The sequence below is a fragment of the Gilliamella sp. wkB308 genome (genome assembly GCF_001690185.1).
In the GTDB taxonomy this organism is placed as follows: Bacteria; Pseudomonadota; Gammaproteobacteria; order Enterobacterales; family Orbaceae; genus Gilliamella; species Gilliamella apicola_I.
Window position 1 is genome coordinate 16,395 of sequence record NZ_LZGN01000028.1, and the last position, 17,761, is coordinate 34,155.

Annotated in this window: 16 protein-coding genes; 11 read left to right on the forward strand and 5 right to left on the reverse strand. The window is 35.5% G+C overall.

Going from position 1 to position 17,761, the window contains the following annotated elements:
• Window positions 1-461 precede the first annotated feature (461 nt).
• Window positions 462-1,502 (forward strand): tagatose 1,6-diphosphate aldolase, encoded by a 1,041-nt coding sequence (locus tag A9G10_RS04265; RefSeq protein ID WP_065558385.1) that lies wholly within the window; start codon window positions 462-464, stop codon window positions 1,500-1,502.
• Window positions 1,503-1,636: 134 nt separating this feature from the next.
• Here A9G10_RS04265 and grxB read toward each other — a convergent pair whose 3' ends face one another.
• Window positions 1,637-2,287, reverse strand: a complete 651-nt coding sequence (grxB, locus tag A9G10_RS04270; RefSeq protein ID WP_065558386.1) for a glutaredoxin 2 — start codon at window positions 2,285-2,287, stop codon at window positions 1,637-1,639.
• Between the two features lie 2 nt (window positions 2,288-2,289).
• Complete coding sequence (locus A9G10_RS04275) at window positions 2,290-2,910, reverse strand: Pr6Pr family membrane protein (RefSeq protein ID WP_065558387.1); 621 nt, start codon at window positions 2,908-2,910, stop codon at window positions 2,290-2,292.
• Window positions 2,911-3,145: 235 nt separating this feature from the next.
• Here A9G10_RS04275 and xerD point away from each other — a divergent pair, with 235 nt between their 5' ends.
• The 4 genes from xerD (at window position 3,146) to mpl (ending at window position 8,088) form a co-directional block, all read left to right on the forward strand.
• Window positions 3,146-4,045: a site-specific tyrosine recombinase XerD gene (gene xerD, locus A9G10_RS04280; RefSeq protein ID WP_065558436.1), complete on the forward strand. Its 900-nt coding sequence runs from the start codon at window positions 3,146-3,148 to the stop codon at window positions 4,043-4,045.
• 24 nt (window positions 4,046-4,069) lie between these two features.
• Window positions 4,070-4,765: a bifunctional protein-disulfide isomerase/oxidoreductase DsbC gene (gene dsbC, locus A9G10_RS04285; protein WP_065558388.1), complete on the forward strand. Its 696-nt coding sequence runs from the start codon at window positions 4,070-4,072 to the stop codon at window positions 4,763-4,765.
• Window positions 4,766-4,842: 77 nt separating this feature from the next.
• Window positions 4,843-6,579, forward strand: coding sequence for a single-stranded-DNA-specific exonuclease RecJ (recJ, locus tag A9G10_RS04290; protein WP_065558389.1), 1,737 nt, complete (start codon window positions 4,843-4,845; stop codon window positions 6,577-6,579).
• Window positions 6,580-6,696: 117 nt separating this feature from the next.
• Window positions 6,697-8,088 (forward strand): UDP-N-acetylmuramate:L-alanyl-gamma-D-glutamyl-meso-diaminopimelate ligase, encoded by a 1,392-nt coding sequence (mpl, locus tag A9G10_RS04295; protein ID WP_065558390.1) that lies wholly within the window; start codon window positions 6,697-6,699, stop codon window positions 8,086-8,088.
• Between the two features lie 196 nt (window positions 8,089-8,284).
• Here the strand turns inward: mpl and A9G10_RS04300 are convergent, their stop codons facing one another.
• On the reverse strand, window positions 8,285-9,643 hold the full coding sequence (locus A9G10_RS04300; protein WP_065558391.1) for an L-serine ammonia-lyase: 1,359 nt from the start codon (window positions 9,641-9,643) through the stop codon (window positions 8,285-8,287).
• Between the two features lie 329 nt (window positions 9,644-9,972).
• Here A9G10_RS04300 and proS point away from each other — a divergent pair, with 329 nt between their 5' ends.
• The 3 genes from proS (at window position 9,973) to A9G10_RS04315 (ending at window position 13,921) form a co-directional block, all read left to right on the forward strand.
• A complete protein-coding gene (proS, locus tag A9G10_RS04305; RefSeq protein ID WP_065558392.1) occupies window positions 9,973-11,694 on the forward strand; it encodes a proline--tRNA ligase in 1,722 nt (573 codons plus the stop codon).
• 24 nt (window positions 11,695-11,718) lie between these two features.
• On the forward strand, window positions 11,719-12,303 hold the full coding sequence (locus A9G10_RS04310) for a tyrosine-protein phosphatase (RefSeq protein ID WP_081299032.1): 585 nt from the start codon (window positions 11,719-11,721) through the stop codon (window positions 12,301-12,303).
• Window positions 12,304-12,469: 166 nt separating this feature from the next.
• Entirely contained in the window at window positions 12,470-13,921 is a 1,452-nt protein-coding gene (locus tag A9G10_RS04315) for a beta-barrel assembly-enhancing protease (protein ID WP_065558394.1), read from the forward strand.
• Window positions 13,922-13,982: 61 nt separating this feature from the next.
• Here A9G10_RS04315 and A9G10_RS04320 read toward each other — a convergent pair whose 3' ends face one another.
• Both A9G10_RS04320 and rluC read right to left on the reverse strand, forming a co-directional pair.
• The gene (locus A9G10_RS04320) at window positions 13,983-14,645 is read right to left on the reverse strand and encodes a histidine phosphatase family protein (protein WP_065558395.1); all 663 of its coding nucleotides are present in this window, start codon (window positions 14,643-14,645) and stop codon (window positions 13,983-13,985) included.
• Between the two features lie 27 nt (window positions 14,646-14,672).
• Window positions 14,673-15,650, reverse strand: coding sequence for a 23S rRNA pseudouridine(955/2504/2580) synthase RluC (rluC, locus tag A9G10_RS04325; protein WP_065558396.1), 978 nt, complete (start codon window positions 15,648-15,650; stop codon window positions 14,673-14,675).
• Window positions 15,651-15,796: 146 nt separating this feature from the next.
• Here rluC and dsbB point away from each other — a divergent pair, with 146 nt between their 5' ends.
• From dsbB to A9G10_RS04340, 3 genes are all read left to right on the forward strand, one after another.
• Window positions 15,797-16,327, forward strand: a complete 531-nt coding sequence (gene dsbB, locus A9G10_RS04330) for a disulfide bond formation protein DsbB (RefSeq protein ID WP_065558397.1) — start codon at window positions 15,797-15,799, stop codon at window positions 16,325-16,327.
• Between the two features lie 78 nt (window positions 16,328-16,405).
• Window positions 16,406-17,062 (forward strand): bifunctional tRNA pseudouridine(32) synthase/23S rRNA pseudouridine(746) synthase RluA, encoded by a 657-nt coding sequence (gene rluA / locus A9G10_RS04335; RefSeq protein ID WP_065558398.1) that lies wholly within the window; start codon window positions 16,406-16,408, stop codon window positions 17,060-17,062.
• 77 nt (window positions 17,063-17,139) lie between these two features.
• The gene (locus tag A9G10_RS04340; protein WP_065558399.1) at window positions 17,140-17,736 is read left to right on the forward strand and encodes an XTP/dITP diphosphatase; all 597 of its coding nucleotides are present in this window, start codon (window positions 17,140-17,142) and stop codon (window positions 17,734-17,736) included.
• Window positions 17,737-17,761 lie beyond the last annotated feature (25 nt).

Here is a 17,761-nt window from a genome sequence, read left to right on the forward strand (position 1 = left end):
TTGTATTTATTTTAGCCTTATTTTTATGAAAAAATATGCTCATCTTCAAAGTTTTAAAAAAATATATATCCTATTTTATATATTTATATTGCATAGAAACCTATGACGATGATTAATCTCACTATTTAGAATTTGCATTTTTATTTCAATTTAAATAGTGCCGATAGATGAAGTAAGAGTGGTTTTGCCTTAGGACTACTGTTTAGTACAGTCTTAGAATAACAAATATGAATGTGTATTCATGTTAATTTAGCGGCAATGGCATCGACCACATTGGCAGATTTTAACGATTGTTCTAGAAAATAATATCAAACTATCACATTTTATCATTATCCAGAAAGGGAACTAATGAACTGAAATTTAATCATTTTTAGCTTTAATCAAAACTAGCACTAAATGACTAATAAATCATCGAGTAATAAATCTACAATGAAAAATCTTTTTAAATGGAGAGTTGTAAAATGGCTACAAAACGTATTTCTCGTGGTAAATTTACCCGTATGCAACAATTATCAAACCAAGAAGGTATTATTGCTGCGTTAGCAATCGATCAGCGTGGTTCAATGGTTAAAATGATGGAAGCCGCCGTTGGTAAGGATCGTTATCATATTGATATGGTGTATGAATTCAAAGAGCTTGTTTCTCAGGAATTAACAAAATATGTCAGTGCAATTTTGTTAGATGAAGAGTATGGCTTTAAAGGTATGGCGAAAAAAAATCAAAATGCGGGTTTAATCATTTCTTATGAAAAAACGGGCTATGATGCTAACACACCCGGTCGTTTACCTGACGTATTACCGGAAGATTCTTTACAACGTTTGTTAAAAAAAGGGGCAGATGCAGCCAAGGTTTTAGTCTATTACAACCCTGATGACCCACAAGATATTTTAGATAAAAAACATGCATTTTTAGAACGTATTGGCGATGAAGCAAGAGCGGCTGATATTCCCCTCTTTGTTGAACCTATCGTGTATGATAACACGGTAACAGATGATAAAAGTCCTGAATTTGCCAAAATCAAACCACAAAAAGTGATCAATACCATTAAAGAATTCACCAAAAATCACTATTACATTGATGTTTTAAAAGTCGAAGTTCCTGTACTTTTTAAACATGTTGAGGGCTTCAATGATAATAATGTTGTAGTGTATTCACAAAAACAAGCAGCGGATTATTTTAAACAAGCCAGCGATGCCGCCACGCGTCCTTTTATATATTTAAGTGCCGGTGTTCCGACCAAAACATTCCATCAAGAGTTAATTTTCGCGGGTGAAAATGGTGCTAAATATAGTGGTATTTTAGGTGGTCGTGCCACTTGGTTTGAAGGTGTTGCCGTTTATGCCAAAGAAGGCAAAGAAGGATTAAAACGCTGGTTAGATACCACCGGACGGGAAAACGTTGAAGAGCTCAATAAGATTTTAAAACAATATGCTACGCCATGGTATGACATATACGGCGGTAAAGACCAAATTGAAATCATTGATCTTAAATTAGGTAATTAATCGCCCTGTTTCAACATGCTAACTACGATTTATCATGTTGTTAGCATGGGTTAATAATTATCGTATTCCTATTTTTTTAATTGTTAACTCATTAACCTAGGTTAATGAGTTTTTTTACTTCACAATATTAGCAATTATACGGCTTGATCAAAAAACAGATTAACCTTACTCTGTCTTGACATCGATTCCAGATAAGCTTTAATTTTAGGCGGAAAAGTCAAATTTTTTACACAAGTTAAATTACGTAATACAGGAAATAATAAGATATCATCCAATGATAAATTACCATTACAAGCATGTGCTGAAACAATCAGGGGTGCTAGTTTATCTAGAATGTTTGATACGGACATGACTAATTCATCAGTTTGTTCAAGACATGCATCAAACGAACCTATTTTTTTGGTTTTATTGGCAACAAAATCATCAATAGCATGTTGAGTTGCAAATTCCGCTAAACCGAGTTTAATATAGCGAGGACACTCTAATTTATAATCATAGTGTTGTAATTGCTTAATTAACGCTGATATTTCGGATGATTGTGATCCAACTAAAATTGGTTTGCCCCCATAATTATTGTCGATGTAATCCACAATATCTAAACTTTCTGGCATATAACTCCCGTCATCTTTTTGCAAAATCGGAACCATTTTTTCGCCGATCATGCTTTGAGGTGTTCCCGAATCATCACTAAGTAAAACGTGCTCTTCAACCGGTATATTTTTCAAACCAAAAATCATTCTTGCTCGTGCACAGAAAGGACAATGTTCATAAATATATAGTTTCATTTTTATCTCCTTAAACGGTCAATACACCATAATAAGAAAGTTAATCCCAAAAATAATAATAGCACTTTACTCACATTATATAATGCTTTTATATAACCTATTTTTTCAATGTTGATAAATGGATACGGATATTGATGTGTAAAATAACCTCGTAAGAAGATATAAATAGCATACGCTATCATTGACAATATCGAACCAATAACAACTTTGGCGTTGATACGTCTGAATGGTCCCCAAATAAGCCAACTCAAAATACCTAATAGGGGAATAACAACATGTAAACTTTCATTTGTAAAACGCAATAAACTATTTGGCGGTTGATGAATACCGCGTAAAATTGAGTTATAAATTATTGCAGTAATAATTACACCAATTAAGCCATTTAATCGAATAACATTAAAGCTATAACGGTTACAGTTAGGTTTAAAGGTTAAAAATAGGCAACTTATTGCTAGCATGAGATTGGAAAGAACAGTAAAAAAACTATAATAAAATATTATTCGACCTATCGGCGTACCAGGTTGCCATGGACGAAACCGAGCATGCCAATAAACATGAGTTTCAATACCAATTACGAATAACGCATAAACCGCGATAAAAAGGTAAATATTTCGTTTTAACATATAATTACATTGAAGAAAGTTTAGAAATGATAAGTATATATCAAACAATGCAAGTCACATATTTTTTTCACTAACATCGATAACATTATATCCGTAAAAAGTTAAAATAATGTCTATTATCATACAATATCATATTCATGATTCAACATGAGTTACACTGCAATTAATTGCTAATTTAGTATATAATATTTTTTATATTCAAAATGTAGAGATAATCTTGGTGTCAAAAGACCACATACGTCCTCACAATGAAAAGCTTGTTGAAGAATTTCTCAACGCCATATGGTTAGAACGAAATTTAGCGGAAAATACCATAGAATCTTATAAACTCGATCTATTGGCTCTCAATCAATCGCTACAATTGAAAAATGTTAATTTTATTACTGCAAATACAACCCATTTGCAAGATTTTTTAATGCAACGGGTTGCCGATGGTTATCAAGCAAGTAGCACAGCACGACTGATGAGTGCAACAAAACGTTTTTTTCAGTTCTTATATCAAGAAAATTATCGTACCGATGATCCGTCAGCTGTCCTATCCTCACCTAAATTACCGAAAAAATTACCTAAAGATCTAACCGAATCACAAGTTGAAGCTTTGCTCGAATCGCCTAATGCTCAAGACCCAATAGAGCTTCGAGACAAAGCTATGTTAGAAGTTCTTTATGCAACTGGTTTACGGGTAACAGAATTAGTGAGTTTAGAAATAAGTGATATTAGTTTACGACAAGGTGTGATTCGGGTAATAGGTAAAGGGAATAAAGAACGTTTAGTCCCACTAGGCGAAGAAGCCATTTATTGGTTAGAATACTATTTTAAATATGGACGTGATGATTTACTTAAATCAGGACCAGTCGATGTGCTTTTCCCAAGTAGACTTGGAAAAAAAATGACACGACAGACATTCTGGCATCGAATAAAATATTATGCCATACTAGCTGATATAAATATTGAAGCACTTTCTCCTCATGTGCTTCGGCATGCGTTTGCTACCCACTTACTTAATCATGGGGCAGACTTGCGGGTTGTTCAAATGTTATTAGGGCATAGCAGCCTTTCAACTACGCAAATCTATACCCATGTAGCAACAGAAAGGTTAAAGCAATTACACAGCAAACATCATCCTCGAGCATAGGGTTTAAAAAATAAGGATAAGTAAATGAAAAAATTAGTTTTAGGTTTGGCGTTAATTTCAACCTCAGTTTTGGCAGGTAATAGTGACATCACCGACACTATGAGTAAGCTAGGTTATGAGAATAAAGATTTAAAAATTACCAACACACCTGTAAAAGGTTTGAAAAGTGTAGTCACACCCGATGGAACCTTTTATGTTACGGACGATGGTAAATATTTAACTCAAGGCCCTATCTATAATGTTGAAGGTGATGAGCCGAAAAACATCGCTAATAGCACTAATTTGGCACTAATGAAAACAATCGAAAAAGATGCGATCATTTACAAAGCCAAAGATGAAAAATATGTGATTTCAGTTTTCACTGACTATACTTGTCATTATTGTAAATTGCTACACGAGAATATAGATCAATATTTAAATAATGGCATTTCAGTCCATTATTTTGCCTACCCTCGTGCCGGTGCTGATAGTGAAGTTGGTAAAAACATGCAATCTATCTGGAGTGTTGCTGATCGCAAAGCTGCTTTTGATAAAGCTTATAAAGGCGATTCTATTACACCAGCTACCAGCGACGTTCCTTATGTTACTCAGCAATTTAACGTTGGTCGACAACTAGGTATCAGTGGTACCCCGTCTATCGTTTTATCCGATGGGCAACTTATTCCAGGTTATGTACCAGCCGATAAATTAATTGAAATCTTAAAAAACACAGCTAAATAATTTTTAATTAAATACTAGCTAAAATCCAAATTTATTATTAATAAGTATGTTAGCGCAAATGCGCTAACATTGAAAATATGAATAAAACTAAATTAGTACATCGTAAATTACCCGAGTTACTTCCTGAATTTTCGAATGACATTCCAACATTATTGCAAAGAATCTATGCTCTACGAGGCGTGACTTCAAGCAAAGAGATTGATTATGCTGCTCGAAATCTAAGTAATTATGATCAGTTAAATGGTATAGATAATGCCGTTAAAATTATCTATTCAGCCATGAAAAACAATCAACGAATCATGATTGTCGGCGATTTTGATACCGATGGGGCGACCAGTACCGCATTAGCTGTCCGAGCACTCAAACAGATGGGATGTCAATTTGTCGACTATATTATTCCTGACCGATTTGAAGATGGTTACGGTTTAAGTGTTGAAGTGGTTAAAAAAGCGATATCATTGAAAGCTGACCTGATTATTACAGTCGATAATGGCATTTCAGCTATTGAAGCGGTCGAATTTGCTAAACAAGCTAATTTGCCAGTCATTATTACCGATCATCATTTATGCCCAAACCGGTTACCTTCGGCGGATGCCATTATTAACCCTAATTTACCTGATTGTACCTTTCCCTCCAAAAATTTAGCTGGAGTGGGCGTAACATTTTATTTAATGTTAGCGTTAAGAGCAAAATTACGACAAGAAAACTGGTTTAATGATAATCAGTTAGCTGAATTTAACATTGCTAATTTATTAGATTTAGTTGCACTGGGAACTATTGCCGATGTCGTGAAACTGGATCATAACAACCGAATCTTAGTTCATCAAGGCGTTAGCCGAATCCGCTTTGGTTACTGTTGTGAAGGTATTAAGGCATTATTGCAAGTTGCCAAAAAAGATTGCTGTTCATGTAATGCGACTGATCTTGCTTTTTACATTGCACCAAGATTAAATGCCGCTGGAAGAATGGACAATATGTCGCTTGGTGTTGAATTATTACTCTGTGACCACCCTGACACCGCCCTTAACTTAGCAACTGATCTTAATAATTTAAATAATGATCGCAAATTAATTGAACAGACGATGCATCAAGAAGCGCTGTCTTTCATTGAAAAAATGGAGAATGAAAAAACCTCGATTCCTCACTTTCTAGTGGTCTATCACCCCGAGTGGCATCAAGGTATCATTGGGATTTTATCTTCCCGTTTGAAAGAAAAGTATCATCGTCCGGTTATTTCGTTTGCTTCTACTCAAGATGGTTTTTTAAAAGGATCTGGACGGTCAATTAAAGGAATTCATTTACGCGATTTACTTGATGAATTGCAGCACTTACACCCTGAGCTTATGGTAAGTTTTGGGGGACATGCGATGGCAGTTGGTTTAACAATACATGAAAATAATTTATCACGTTTTACCACATGTGTTGAAGCATTATTACTTAAACGATTAGATGACAAATTATTAGAAACGGTTATTGAAACAGACGGGGAAATCGATGGACAAGATTTCAATTATTCAATTGCCAAACAATTAAAAGATTCTGGTCCTTGGGGAGAAGGATTCCCTGAACCTATTTTTGATGGTGAATTCATCATTCATCAACAGCGATTATTGGCAGACAAGCATCTTAAATTGGTTTTAGAACCTAAAAATGGCGGACCCATCATTGATGGTATTGCATTTAATGTTGATCGCCTAGAATGGCCTGATTTATCAATAAAACAAGCTAAAGTAGTTTATCATTTAGACGTAGATGAGTTTCGTGGTAATCAAGCCGCCAAATTACTGATTAGACATTTGTGGCCTATCGCATAGTTAATCAAAATCGATTATAATTCGCAGAATATTTAAAAGTTACATTATATTAACCTTTGATATAATTCAGATAAAGACTAGTTTATTAACATAATTTGTAGAGATTGAGGACTAAAAATGCATATTCATATTCTTGGGATCTGTGGCACATTTATGGCAGGAATTGCATTAATAGCCCGTTCTCTTGGTCATAAAGTTACTGGCTCAGATAAAAACGTTTATCCACCTATGAGCACGCTTTTACAAAAAGAGCATATTGACATCATTGAAGGTTATGATCCATCACAACTGACTCCTAACCCAGATTTAGTCATTATTGGTAATGCGTTATCCAGAGGTAATCCTTGTGTCGAGCATATACTAAATAGTAATATTCCTTATATTTCTGCACCACAATGGTTACATGACAATGTATTAAAAGATCGTTGGGTTATCGCTGTTGCAGGAACGCATGGTAAAACAACCACAGCAGGCATGGTCAATTGGATTTTAGAAAAACAGGGATATAAACAAGGTTTTGTTATTGGTGGTGTACCGGGTAATTTTGATGTTTCCGCTCGATTAGGCGAAGGTAAATTTTTTGTTATTGAAGCCGATGAATATGATTGTTCGTTTTTTGATAAACGCTCCAAGTTTATGCATTACTGCCCTAAAACGCTTATTATGAACAATCTAGAGTTTGATCATGCTGATATCTTTGATGATCTTAATTCAATTCAAAAACAATTTCATCATTTGGTACGTTTAGTCCCTAGCAAAGGGCTGATTATTTCGCCTCAAGATGATGTGAATTTACGACAAGTCTTAGCCAAAGGTTGCTGGAGTGAACAAACTTTTACTGAGTCTGAATCTGGTTGGCTAGCCCAAAGAATTAACCATGATGCAAGTCACTTTGCTGTTTATTACAATAGTCAAAAAGTCGGTGAAGTAGAGTATTCTTTGGTTGGTGAACACAATATGCATAATGCACTCATGTCAATTGCAGCTGCCCATAATGTCGGTATTCAACCGGCTGATGCTTGTTTAGCGCTCAGCTCATTTGTTAACGCTAAACGACGTTTAGAACTTTATGGTAAAGTTAATAATATTGAAATATATGATGATTTCGCCCATCATCCAACAGCTATTTTGGCAACCTTAGAAGCACTACGTAGTAAAATTGGTGCTAATCGTCGTATTCTGGCAGTGTTAGAGCCTCGCTCAAATACCATGAAATTAGGCATATCGAAAGATGAATTAGCGCCGTCATTAGGTCGTGCCGATGAAATCTTCATTTTTCAACCAGAACAGTTACCATGGTTAGTCGTTGACGTTGTTGATGCTTGTATTCAACCGGCTTATTGGTCTGGTGATATTGATTTGTTAGTTGAAATGATTGTTAAATCAGCAAAACCAACCGATGCAATATTAATTATGAGCAATGGAGGATTTAATGGTATTCATAAAAAGCTTTTGGATAAGTTAACAAAACAGCAAAGCAAAGAGCAGGAAGACCAAGATTTAATCTAATTGATTTTTATGATTGTCGGTATGGCTAGATACCTAGCCTACCATACAAGTATAAATAGCACACCTTTCACAATCTATTCAATATATTACAATTTGTTTATCAACAATCAAAATCGTCTCCTCCCAGTCACCATTGCATGGAAAAATTGATTTTAAAAAATACATTCCAAACTGGCTACAAATTATAAATGGGCTGCTAACTACAATGCACCGTTATGGCTAGTCCACCCCGTGAAGTTTCACGATATTTGGCATTCATATCTTTACCTGTCTCGTACATGGTTTCTATTACTTTATCGAGAGACACAATGGCAGCAGTTGTCCGTCTTAATGCCATGCGAGTCGCATTAATGGCTTTTACCGCAGCAATCGCATTACGTTCAATACAAGGGACTTGTACTTGACCATCTACGGGATCACAAGTTAAACCAAGATTATGCTCCATACCAATTTCAGCCGCCATACACACCTGTTCAGGACTGCCACCCAGTAATTCCGCAAGTCCAGCTGCAGCCATTGAACAAGCTACCCCTACCTCACCTTGACAACCTACTTCAGCCCCCGAAATAGAAGCATTATTTTGGTATAAAATCCCAATGGCGCCACAAGTTAAAAAGTACCGAACATAGGTATCAGGAGTTACAGTATCAATAAACTTATCATAATAAGCAAGCACTGCTGGAATAATACCGCAAGCCCCATTAGTTGGCGCAGTCACCACCCGACCCCCAGCTGCATTTTCTTCACTGACAGCTAAGGCAAACATATTTATCCAATCGATAATAATCATTGGATCATTATCATTTTTACTGGTTGATAATTGTCGATAAAGTGCATTTGCTCGACGCGGTACTTTTAACGCCCCCGGTAATAAACCTTCGGTGTGGATACCTCGCTTAATACAATCTAACATGGTTTGTCCAACCAACGTAAAATAGTTGATAATTTCCTGTTGCGAATGGAGTTGTAACTCATTTTTAAGCAGAATGCTTGATATCGACAATGAGTTTTCATCACAGTGCTGCAAAAGTTGAGCTGCCGATGAAAAAGGATAAGGAAAGACAACCGTATTTTGATCTTGTTGACCAAACTGCGTATCTTCTACAATTTTACCACCACCGACCGAATAATAAGTCGTTTGAGCAAGTATTTGCTCACCTTGATAAGCTGTTAAAGTCATACCATTTTCATGCTTAGGCAAAAAAGTAGAGTGAAATAGAATATTTTCACTTAAAAACGCTATTTCATAACGACCATTATAGATAGGTAACTGTTTATTTTGATTAATATTTTTAATCAAAATAGGAATATCATCGATATTAACGGTATCGGGTTTTTCACCCGCTAGCCCTAAAATAATAGCGATATCAGTATGATGCCCTTTACCTGTCAAAGATAATGAACCATAGACATCGGCAATAATCTTAGTAACAGCAGTCATTTGACCATTATCTATTAACTGATCGATAAATGCTTTGCCTGCTCGCATTGGACCAACAGTATGCGAGCTTGAAGGACCAATACCTATTTTAAATATCTCAAAAACTGAAGCCATTTGTTTCCTTTATACGATTAACGTCTATTAAAGTAAGAATAACTTTTTGATCAAAGATGATGGCTATATTATGGCGTTAACCATGGCATAATCAAGTATAGAATCAAGCTTTCAATTTAAATCGTAAAAAATTTTGCCAAGCGAAGATATGCGCCTTAGGCATATTGTTAATATTCATTTTATCTTTCTTTATTTGCTTAAATTTATAAATAATTTTTGTCGATTACAATAATTACGCATAAAATTACTTTAGTGTTACGCAACGGACTGCTAAACTAGCTCACATTTTAGTATATTCATTAGTACATTATTTTTTTCAGGATAAATTTATGCGAACCAGTAAATATCTTCTTTCTACATTAAAAGAGACTCCAGCAGATGCTGAAGTGATAAGCCATCAATTAATGTTACGTGCAGGCATGATCCGTAAAGTTGCCGCAGGATTATATACTTGGCTACCCACTGGTTATCGTGTACTTAAAAAAGTTGAAAATATTGTTCGGGAAGAGATGAACAAAGCAGGGGCAATTGAAGTGTTAATGCCAGTTGTGCAACCTGCTGATATTTGGCAAGAGAGTGGCCGTTGGGAACAATATGGTCCGGAACTATTACGTATTAAAGACCGGGGGGATCGTGATTTTGTATTAGGTCCAACCCATGAAGAAGTGATCACTGACTTACTACGCAACGAAGTCAGTTCATATAAACAGTTACCACTTAATGTTTATCAAATTCAAACCAAATTTCGTGACGAAGTCCGCCCTCGATTTGGCGTAATGCGTTCTCGTGAATTTATTATGAAAGATGCTTATTCGTTTCATACTTCACAAGAATCCTTGCAAGAAACCTATGATGATATGTATAAAGCCTACAGTGCAGTGTTTACTCGTGCAGGCTTAAATTTCAGAGCGGTACGAGCTGATACGGGCTCTATTGGTGGCAACTGGTCGCATGAGTTCCAAGTATTAGCTGATAGTGGTGAAGATGATATTGTTTTTTCAACTGAATCTGATTACGCGGCGAATATTGAGATGGCACAAGCATTAGAACCAACGCAAAGCCGATCAGCACCAACTAAGGCGATGGAACTGGTTGATACACCTAATGCAAAAACGATTGATGAATTAGTTGCACAATTCAATTTACCGATTGAAAAAACAGTTAAAACACTCATGGTCAAGGCGACTAAAGAGAGTGGGCACCAACTTGTGGCTTTATTAGTTCGTGGTGATCACACGTTGAATGAAATCAAAGCGGAAAAAATTGATATTGTGGCATCACCTCTTGAATTTGCAACTGAAGATGAAATTCGTGCGATAGTGAATGCAGGGCCAGGCTCATTAGGACCGGTAAACCTTAATATGCCAATCATCATTGACCGAGATGTCGCAGTGATGAGTGATTTTAGTGCTGGTGCCAACATTGATCATAAACATTACTTCAATATCAATTGGGAAAGAGATGTCGCTTTACCTCGCATTGAAGATATTCGTAACGTGGTTGAAGGCGATATTAGCCCTGACGGTAAAGGAACATTACAAATTAAACGTGGTATTGAAGTAGGACATATTTTCCAATTAGGCACCAAATATTCTCAAGCGATGAAAGCCACTGTTCAAGGGGAAGATGGTCAAAATCATGTCATGATTATGGGGTGTTATGGTATTGGTGTAAGTCGTATTGTCGCAGCAGCGATTGAGCAATGCCACGACGACCGCGGTATTATTTGGCCTGACGCAATTGCGCCTTTTAGCGTTGCCATAATACCAATGAATATGCATAAATCTGAAAAAGTACAAGCCACTGCTGAAAAGCTTTATGCAGATCTACAATCAGCAGGTATTGAAGTACTCTTTGATGATCGTAAAGAGCGACCGGGCGTGATGTTTGCTGATGCCGAACTCATTGGTATTCCACATACTTTTGTCATCGGTGAACGCAATCTTGAAAATGGCGAAGTAGAATATAAACACCGTGCTGGTGGTGAAAAATCGCTAGTAAAAATCGATGAATTGATGACATTTATTAAAAAACGTCTTCAAACTGTTTAAATAAACATGTTCGAATAATTAGTTATGCAAAATACAACACAACAGTTAAAAATGAGTCATAACCGTATTACAACGATTGTGATAAGTCTACTACTGCTGTGTTGTATGAGTTTAAATCTCACTGGCTGTCAATCTAAACTTAATTCTGATTTTCAATTACCGGATAATTTTCATCAAGTATCTAACGATATCTATCGCTCAGAACAACCTTCAATAACTGAATTTAAATATCTTGATAAACTTGGCTTTAAAACCATTATAAATTTACGGCTATTTCACAGCGATCGAGAGTTAGTCGAAAATACACATATGTCAGAAGTTTGGATTCGAATGCGGGCAGGTGATATTACTGATGAGAAAATGATCCAAGTAATGAAAGCGATTCATACCTCCCCTAAACCAATATTAATCCATTGTTGGCAAGGCAGTGATCGTACCGGCGTCGCTATTGCTATGTACCGTTTGGTTTTTGAAAATTGGACTAAATCTCAAGCAATTAATGAGTTAATGCAAGCTGAATTTGGTCATCACTACAATGTTTATCCCAATATCAAAAAATATCTTGAAACGGTTGATATTGAAAAAATTCGCTCTGCCGTTTTTCAATAAAAAGATAGAAATTTTGATAACCCTAAACGAGGTCATTGATTAAAGATGCTATCTGTTAGGCTTATTAACTTTATGTAAAGTTTAGTCACAAATTCAAAGTGATATTGTGTTTTTTTTCAGCTAAAATAATCGTTAATCAATTTTATTATCCCTATGGAATAAAATAATGCTAAAAAAAACAATTGCATTTTTAATCTCGGCTTCATTGCTATTGCAAAATACCTCATTGGTATATGCAGATAACATTAACTTGCCCGATATTGGTACAGCGGCTGCATCAACATTAAGTATCGGTCAAGAAATGGAAATGGGGGATTATTACATGCGAATGTTACGCGCTCAAGCCCCTATTCTAAATGATCCTGTTTTGAATCAATATATTAATGACTTGGGTCAAAAATTAGTTTCAAAATCAGAATCAGTACAAACCCCTTTTCACTTTTATATCATGCGCAGCGATGTCCTTAATGCTTTCGCTTTTTTTGGTGGTAATGTCGTTGTCCATTCTAAGTTAATACTTGATACGGATAACGAAAGTCAACTAGCATCAGTCATGGCTCACGAAATAGGTCATGTCACCCAAAGACATTTAGCCCGTGCAATCGAAGCCCAAAATCATAACAGCCCTTATTTTTGGGGAGCCACGTTAGGTTCAATATTACTTACTTTAGCAAATCCTGAAGCTGGAATGGCTGCAATGACAAGTACAATGGCGGGTTCTGCACAAAGTATGATTAGTTTTACTCAGAGCAATGAGCAAGAAGCGGATCGTGTTGGTCTTAGGACTTTAGTCAAAGCCGGATTTGATCCTTATGCATCATCTGAATTTTTGCAAAAACTTGCTGACCAAACGCGCTTTAGTAGTAAACCGCCTGAAATATTACTTACTCACCCATTGCCTAATAATCGTTTAACTGACGTTCGCAACCGAACTTTGCAATACGGTAAAAAAAATATTACTTCTTCTCTTGATTACTATTTAGCTAAAGCTCGATTAGCGATTATTACGGCTAAAAATAAAAATGCCGCTTTGTTATTAATTCAAGATTATAAAAAATTAAATAATCAACCAAGCAAAATTGCCATCATATACTGTGCCGCATTGGCGGATTATCAGGCAGGTAAATATCAACAAGCCAAACAGCAACTTCAACCATTATTAGATAGTCAGCCTGATAATCTATGGTTTATTGATTTAATGACTGATATTGATTTGGAACTTAATAATAATAATGTTGCGATTACACGGTTACAGCAAGCTTTAAAAAAATTTCCTAACAGCACAGCGATACAATTAAATTTAGCGGCGGCTTATAATAATAATAAAAATTACCAACAGGCCGTTAGTCTTCTTCATCGCTATACCCATGATCATAATGACGATATGAATGGCTGGGATGAACTGATTAAAGCTTATGGTGGGCTGCACTCAACAGCACAGCAGATGACTGCAAGAGCAGAGCTCATTGCTTTACAAGGTAGATTTGATGAATCTATTCAATTGCTACAAAACGCTAAAAATAGAGCTAAAAGCGATCAAATCACACTATCTAAAATAGATGCCAGAATAAATCAATTAAAACAACTGCAAAAACGCTTTGCAAAATACAAAAGGTAATATTTATAATTTTCTGGCTAATGGCATCCACATTAGCCAGAAAAATATTCATTCAGTAAATTTATTTATTGGCTAAATGATCAATGTTATTATAAAACTTAACCGAAAATTGCCCTTCAGGCTGATTTTCATCTTGTTTATAGTTAACCACACTTATACTTGTATTTAACATACGTGGAAAATACGCTTCATCACGGTGTAAACGCCAGTCTCCACCATTTAAAACACAAAGTAGTATCCGTAATACTGTGCCATGAGAAACAACTAAAATATTACCGGTATCTTGCTTAGTCTTTTCGATAATGGTGTTTAATGCTCGCTCCATACGTGCCAAAACTTGTTGATAATTTTCACCTTGATTGACTGTTGCATCAAAGTTAGCAGGATCAGTAAGATAAGTGTTAAATTCCGGAAATGCTTTTTTTAATGTCGGCACATGTTTACCTTCCCAAAGACCAAAATCCATTTCACATAAATCTGGAAGTTCAGCTGTTGGAATAACATTTACATTTTCATTGATAATATAGTCTCGAGTTTCCATTGCACGCTGTTGAGTACTTGAATAAGCCTGTATGAACGGAATATCTTTAAGGTATTTTCCTGTCACCTTTGCACCTAAAATTCCTTCTTCTGTCAAAGGGGAATTCTGTGAGCCTTGCATTTGATCTTTAATATTCCATTCCGTCTGACCGTGTCTAATTAAATATAAATTGATATCTTTCATTAGTGCTAACTACCTTATTTTTAAAAATTATGCTTGTTTGAATTTATCTTTTCTAAGCTGAGTTAAACAAGCTTGCAATGTGGCATCCATTGGAGCTTGTAATAGCATTTCTTGCTGGGTTTTAGGATGAATAAATTTGACACTCGCCGCATGTAAAAATAGACGGTTAAGTGTAGTATGTGATAATAATGCATCAAATTGGCGATCCCCATAACGATCATCAAAAGCAATCGGATGATTAGCATATTGCGTATGAATTCGAATTTGATGAGTTCGACCTGTTACAGGACTAGCTTTTATCAAAGTAGCAAACTCAAATCGTTCTTCAACTTTAAAACGTGTTTCTGAAGGTTTTCCTTCTTTATCAACTTTCACCACACGTTCACCACTTTTGAGCACATTTTTTAGCAATGGTGCTTGAATCACTTTACATTCAGAAGACCAATTGCCTTTCACTAACGCTAAATAATTTTTTTGCATCTGCTTTAAACGAAGTTGTTCATGCAACGCTTTTAATGCAGAACGTTTTTTAGCAATCAACAGTACCCCTGATGTTTCACGATCGATACGATGTACCAACTCTAAAAATTTTGCTTCAGGCCTTAATGCGCGTAATCCTTCAATTACACCAAAACTTAAACCACTACCACCATGTACTGCAATGCCCGAAGGTTTGTTGATAGCTAAAATCATCTCATCTTCATAAATAATTGCCTTTTCTAATTCGGCCACTTTATTTAATTTTGTTGAGATTTCGGGCGTAGCTTTTTCAGCAACTCGAATAGGAGGAATACGAACTTCATCGCCAATATTCAATTTGTATTCTGGCTTAATACGTTTTTTATTCACTCGCACTTCACCTTTGCGTAATATACGATAGATCATACTTTTTGGTACACCTTTCAAATAGGTGAGTAAAAAGTTATCAATACGTTGAGTCGCATTTTCTTCAGATATAGTCACAAAAGTAACGTTTAATTTTTTTTGTGGAGCGTTTGTGTGCATAAGAGATGATTAGTCCGCTATCAATGAGTAAAAGTCGTTTACATTATTCTTAAATAATCTACACTAATCTTAATTATAATTAGGTAGTTTTTTTCAGTATAATAAAAGCAAAACAATTATAACGGAATCTGGGAGAATAAAATAGTATGTTATCGCTGCTTAATCAGTACTCACGTAGAAGGTTTGCTTGGTTTTTACTTTTTCTTTCAACCGTTGTTTTTGAATTAATTGCACTTCATTTTCAATACAATTTAGGTCTTGCACCCTGTACATTGTGCATTTATCAACGTTGTGCGATTTTTGGCATCATGATAGCAAGCTTTATTGGATTTCTGGCTCCTCGTAAAACATCTTTTCGTTTAGCCGGTATTTTTATTTGGCTTATTAGTGCATTTCAAGGTTTTCGATTAGCAAAATTCCATGCACAGCTACAGTTCGAGCCAAGCTTTGGTGATACGTGTTCAATTAAAACTGAATTTCCATCTTGGTTACCTTTAGATACTTGGTTACCTGAAGTATTTAGTGCTTATGGTTCTTGCTCCGAAAAAATCTGGTCATTTTTAACGATTGAAATGTCACAATGGATGATCATCATTTTTGCTTGCTATTTTATTGTGGGTCTGATCATATTGTTTATGCAGCTCTTTTCACCGAAAGAATCAACATGGCATAAGTAAACAATTTATAGAACTGGCACTTTTTGTTGATTTTGCTAGAATATATGGCAATTTTTAGTTATTAATTGTCATATTTAAATGCTTTTGGAATATCATCCCCCTACAGATCCTTGGCTGTCAATTTTATATCAAGACGATCATATTGTTGTTGTTAATAAACAACCGGGAATCTTATCGGTTTCTGGTAATAAACCACAATTTATTGACAGTATCATTCATCGTTTGCAACAAAAATATAGTTATGTGGAATCGGTACACCGTTTAGATATGGCGACCAGTGGCATTATGGTTGCCGCATTATCTAAACTTGCCGATCGAGAAATAAAAAAACAATTTCGAGAACGTATTCCTAAAAAAACCTATATCGCGGTTGTGCATGGACATGTTGAGCAAGACACCGGAACCGTTGAATTACCACTGATTTGTGATTGGCCAAATCGTCCTAGACAAATGGTAGATAAGGAAAATGGCAAATATGCGTTAACAGAGTATCAAGTAATTGCAAGAAATCCTGATAATACAACTCGCATTAAATTATTTCCATTTACAGGACGTTCTCATCAACTACGTGTACATATGCAAGCTATTGGTCATCCAATTTTAGGCGATAAATTTTATGCCCATCCAGAAGCTTTCTCGATGTCCAAAAGATTACTATTGCATGCACAATTATTAACAATTAATCATCCTAAATCAGGTGAAAACATGACTTTTACTTGTGATCCTGAATTTTAAATAAGTAAATATAAAAAAAACACTCATATGTTTAATCAATCAGCTCAAATATTAAGCCAATAGGTTAAGGAACCTTTATGCAAAAAATTGTTTTAGCAACCAATAATCAGGGTAAAGTCAATGAACTACAAAATTTACTGGCTGATGCGGGTTTTGATATCGTCGCACAAAGTCAGTTTAATCTCCCTGATGCCGATGAAACAGGTTTAACATTTGTCGAAAATGCCATTATAAAAGCCAGATATGCCGCAAAATTAACCGGATTACCCGCCATAGCCGATGATTCAGGGTTAGTTGTGGAAGCACTTAATGGTGAACCGGGTATCTATTCTGCACGTTATGCAGGTGAGCACGGTAATGATGAAAGTAATAATCAAAAATTATTACAAGCATTACAACCAATTCCTCAAGAAAAGCGTTCCGCATATTTTTATTGTGCTCTAGTTTTTATGCGTCATGAAAACGATCCTACTCCCATCATCTGTTTAGGCAAATGGAATGGCTTAATCTTAAATGAATTAAAAGGTAAAGGCGGTTTTGGTTATGATCCGTTATTTTATGTACCAGAACTAAATTGTACTGCCGCTGAGCTGACTAAAGAACACAAAAGCCAAATTTCCCACAGAGGGCAAGCTCTTAAACAATTGATTAAAGAAATAAAAACTAAATATTAAAAATATTTAGTTTGTTGTAATATTG

What these genes read in the sequence shown, in the direction of transcription:
- grxB (WP_065558386.1), bottom strand. Translation starts at nt 2,287, where the DNA reads ATGAAACTATATATTTATGAACATTGTCCTTTCTGTGCACGAGCAAGA.
- A9G10_RS04275 (WP_065558387.1), bottom strand. Translation starts at nt 2,910, where the DNA reads ATGTTAAAACGAAATATTTACCTTTTTATCGCGGTTTATGCGTTATTC.
- proS (WP_065558392.1), top strand. Translation starts at nt 9,973, where the DNA reads ATGCGAACCAGTAAATATCTTCTTTCTACATTAAAAGAGACTCCAGCA.
- dsbB (WP_065558397.1), top strand. Translation starts at nt 15,797, where the DNA reads ATGTTATCGCTGCTTAATCAGTACTCACGTAGAAGGTTTGCTTGGTTT.
- recJ (WP_065558389.1), top strand. Translation starts at nt 4,843, where the DNA reads ATGAATAAAACTAAATTAGTACATCGTAAATTACCCGAGTTACTTCCT.
- dsbC (WP_065558388.1), top strand. Translation starts at nt 4,070, where the DNA reads ATGAAAAAATTAGTTTTAGGTTTGGCGTTAATTTCAACCTCAGTTTTG.
- A9G10_RS04310 (WP_081299032.1), top strand. Translation starts at nt 11,719, where the DNA reads ATGCAAAATACAACACAACAGTTAAAAATGAGTCATAACCGTATTACA.
- rluA (WP_065558398.1), top strand. Translation starts at nt 16,406, where the DNA reads ATGCTTTTGGAATATCATCCCCCTACAGATCCTTGGCTGTCAATTTTA.
- A9G10_RS04315 (WP_065558394.1), top strand. Translation starts at nt 12,470, where the DNA reads ATGCTAAAAAAAACAATTGCATTTTTAATCTCGGCTTCATTGCTATTG.
- A9G10_RS04265 (WP_065558385.1), top strand. Translation starts at nt 462, where the DNA reads ATGGCTACAAAACGTATTTCTCGTGGTAAATTTACCCGTATGCAACAA.
- A9G10_RS04300 (WP_065558391.1), bottom strand. Translation starts at nt 9,643, where the DNA reads ATGGCTTCAGTTTTTGAGATATTTAAAATAGGTATTGGTCCTTCAAGC.
- A9G10_RS04340 (WP_065558399.1), top strand. Translation starts at nt 17,140, where the DNA reads ATGCAAAAAATTGTTTTAGCAACCAATAATCAGGGTAAAGTCAATGAA.
- mpl (WP_065558390.1), top strand. Translation starts at nt 6,697, where the DNA reads ATGCATATTCATATTCTTGGGATCTGTGGCACATTTATGGCAGGAATT.
- A9G10_RS04320 (WP_065558395.1), bottom strand. Translation starts at nt 14,645, where the DNA reads ATGAAAGATATCAATTTATATTTAATTAGACACGGTCAGACGGAATGG.
- rluC (WP_065558396.1), bottom strand. Translation starts at nt 15,650, where the DNA reads ATGCACACAAACGCTCCACAAAAAAAATTAAACGTTACTTTTGTGACT.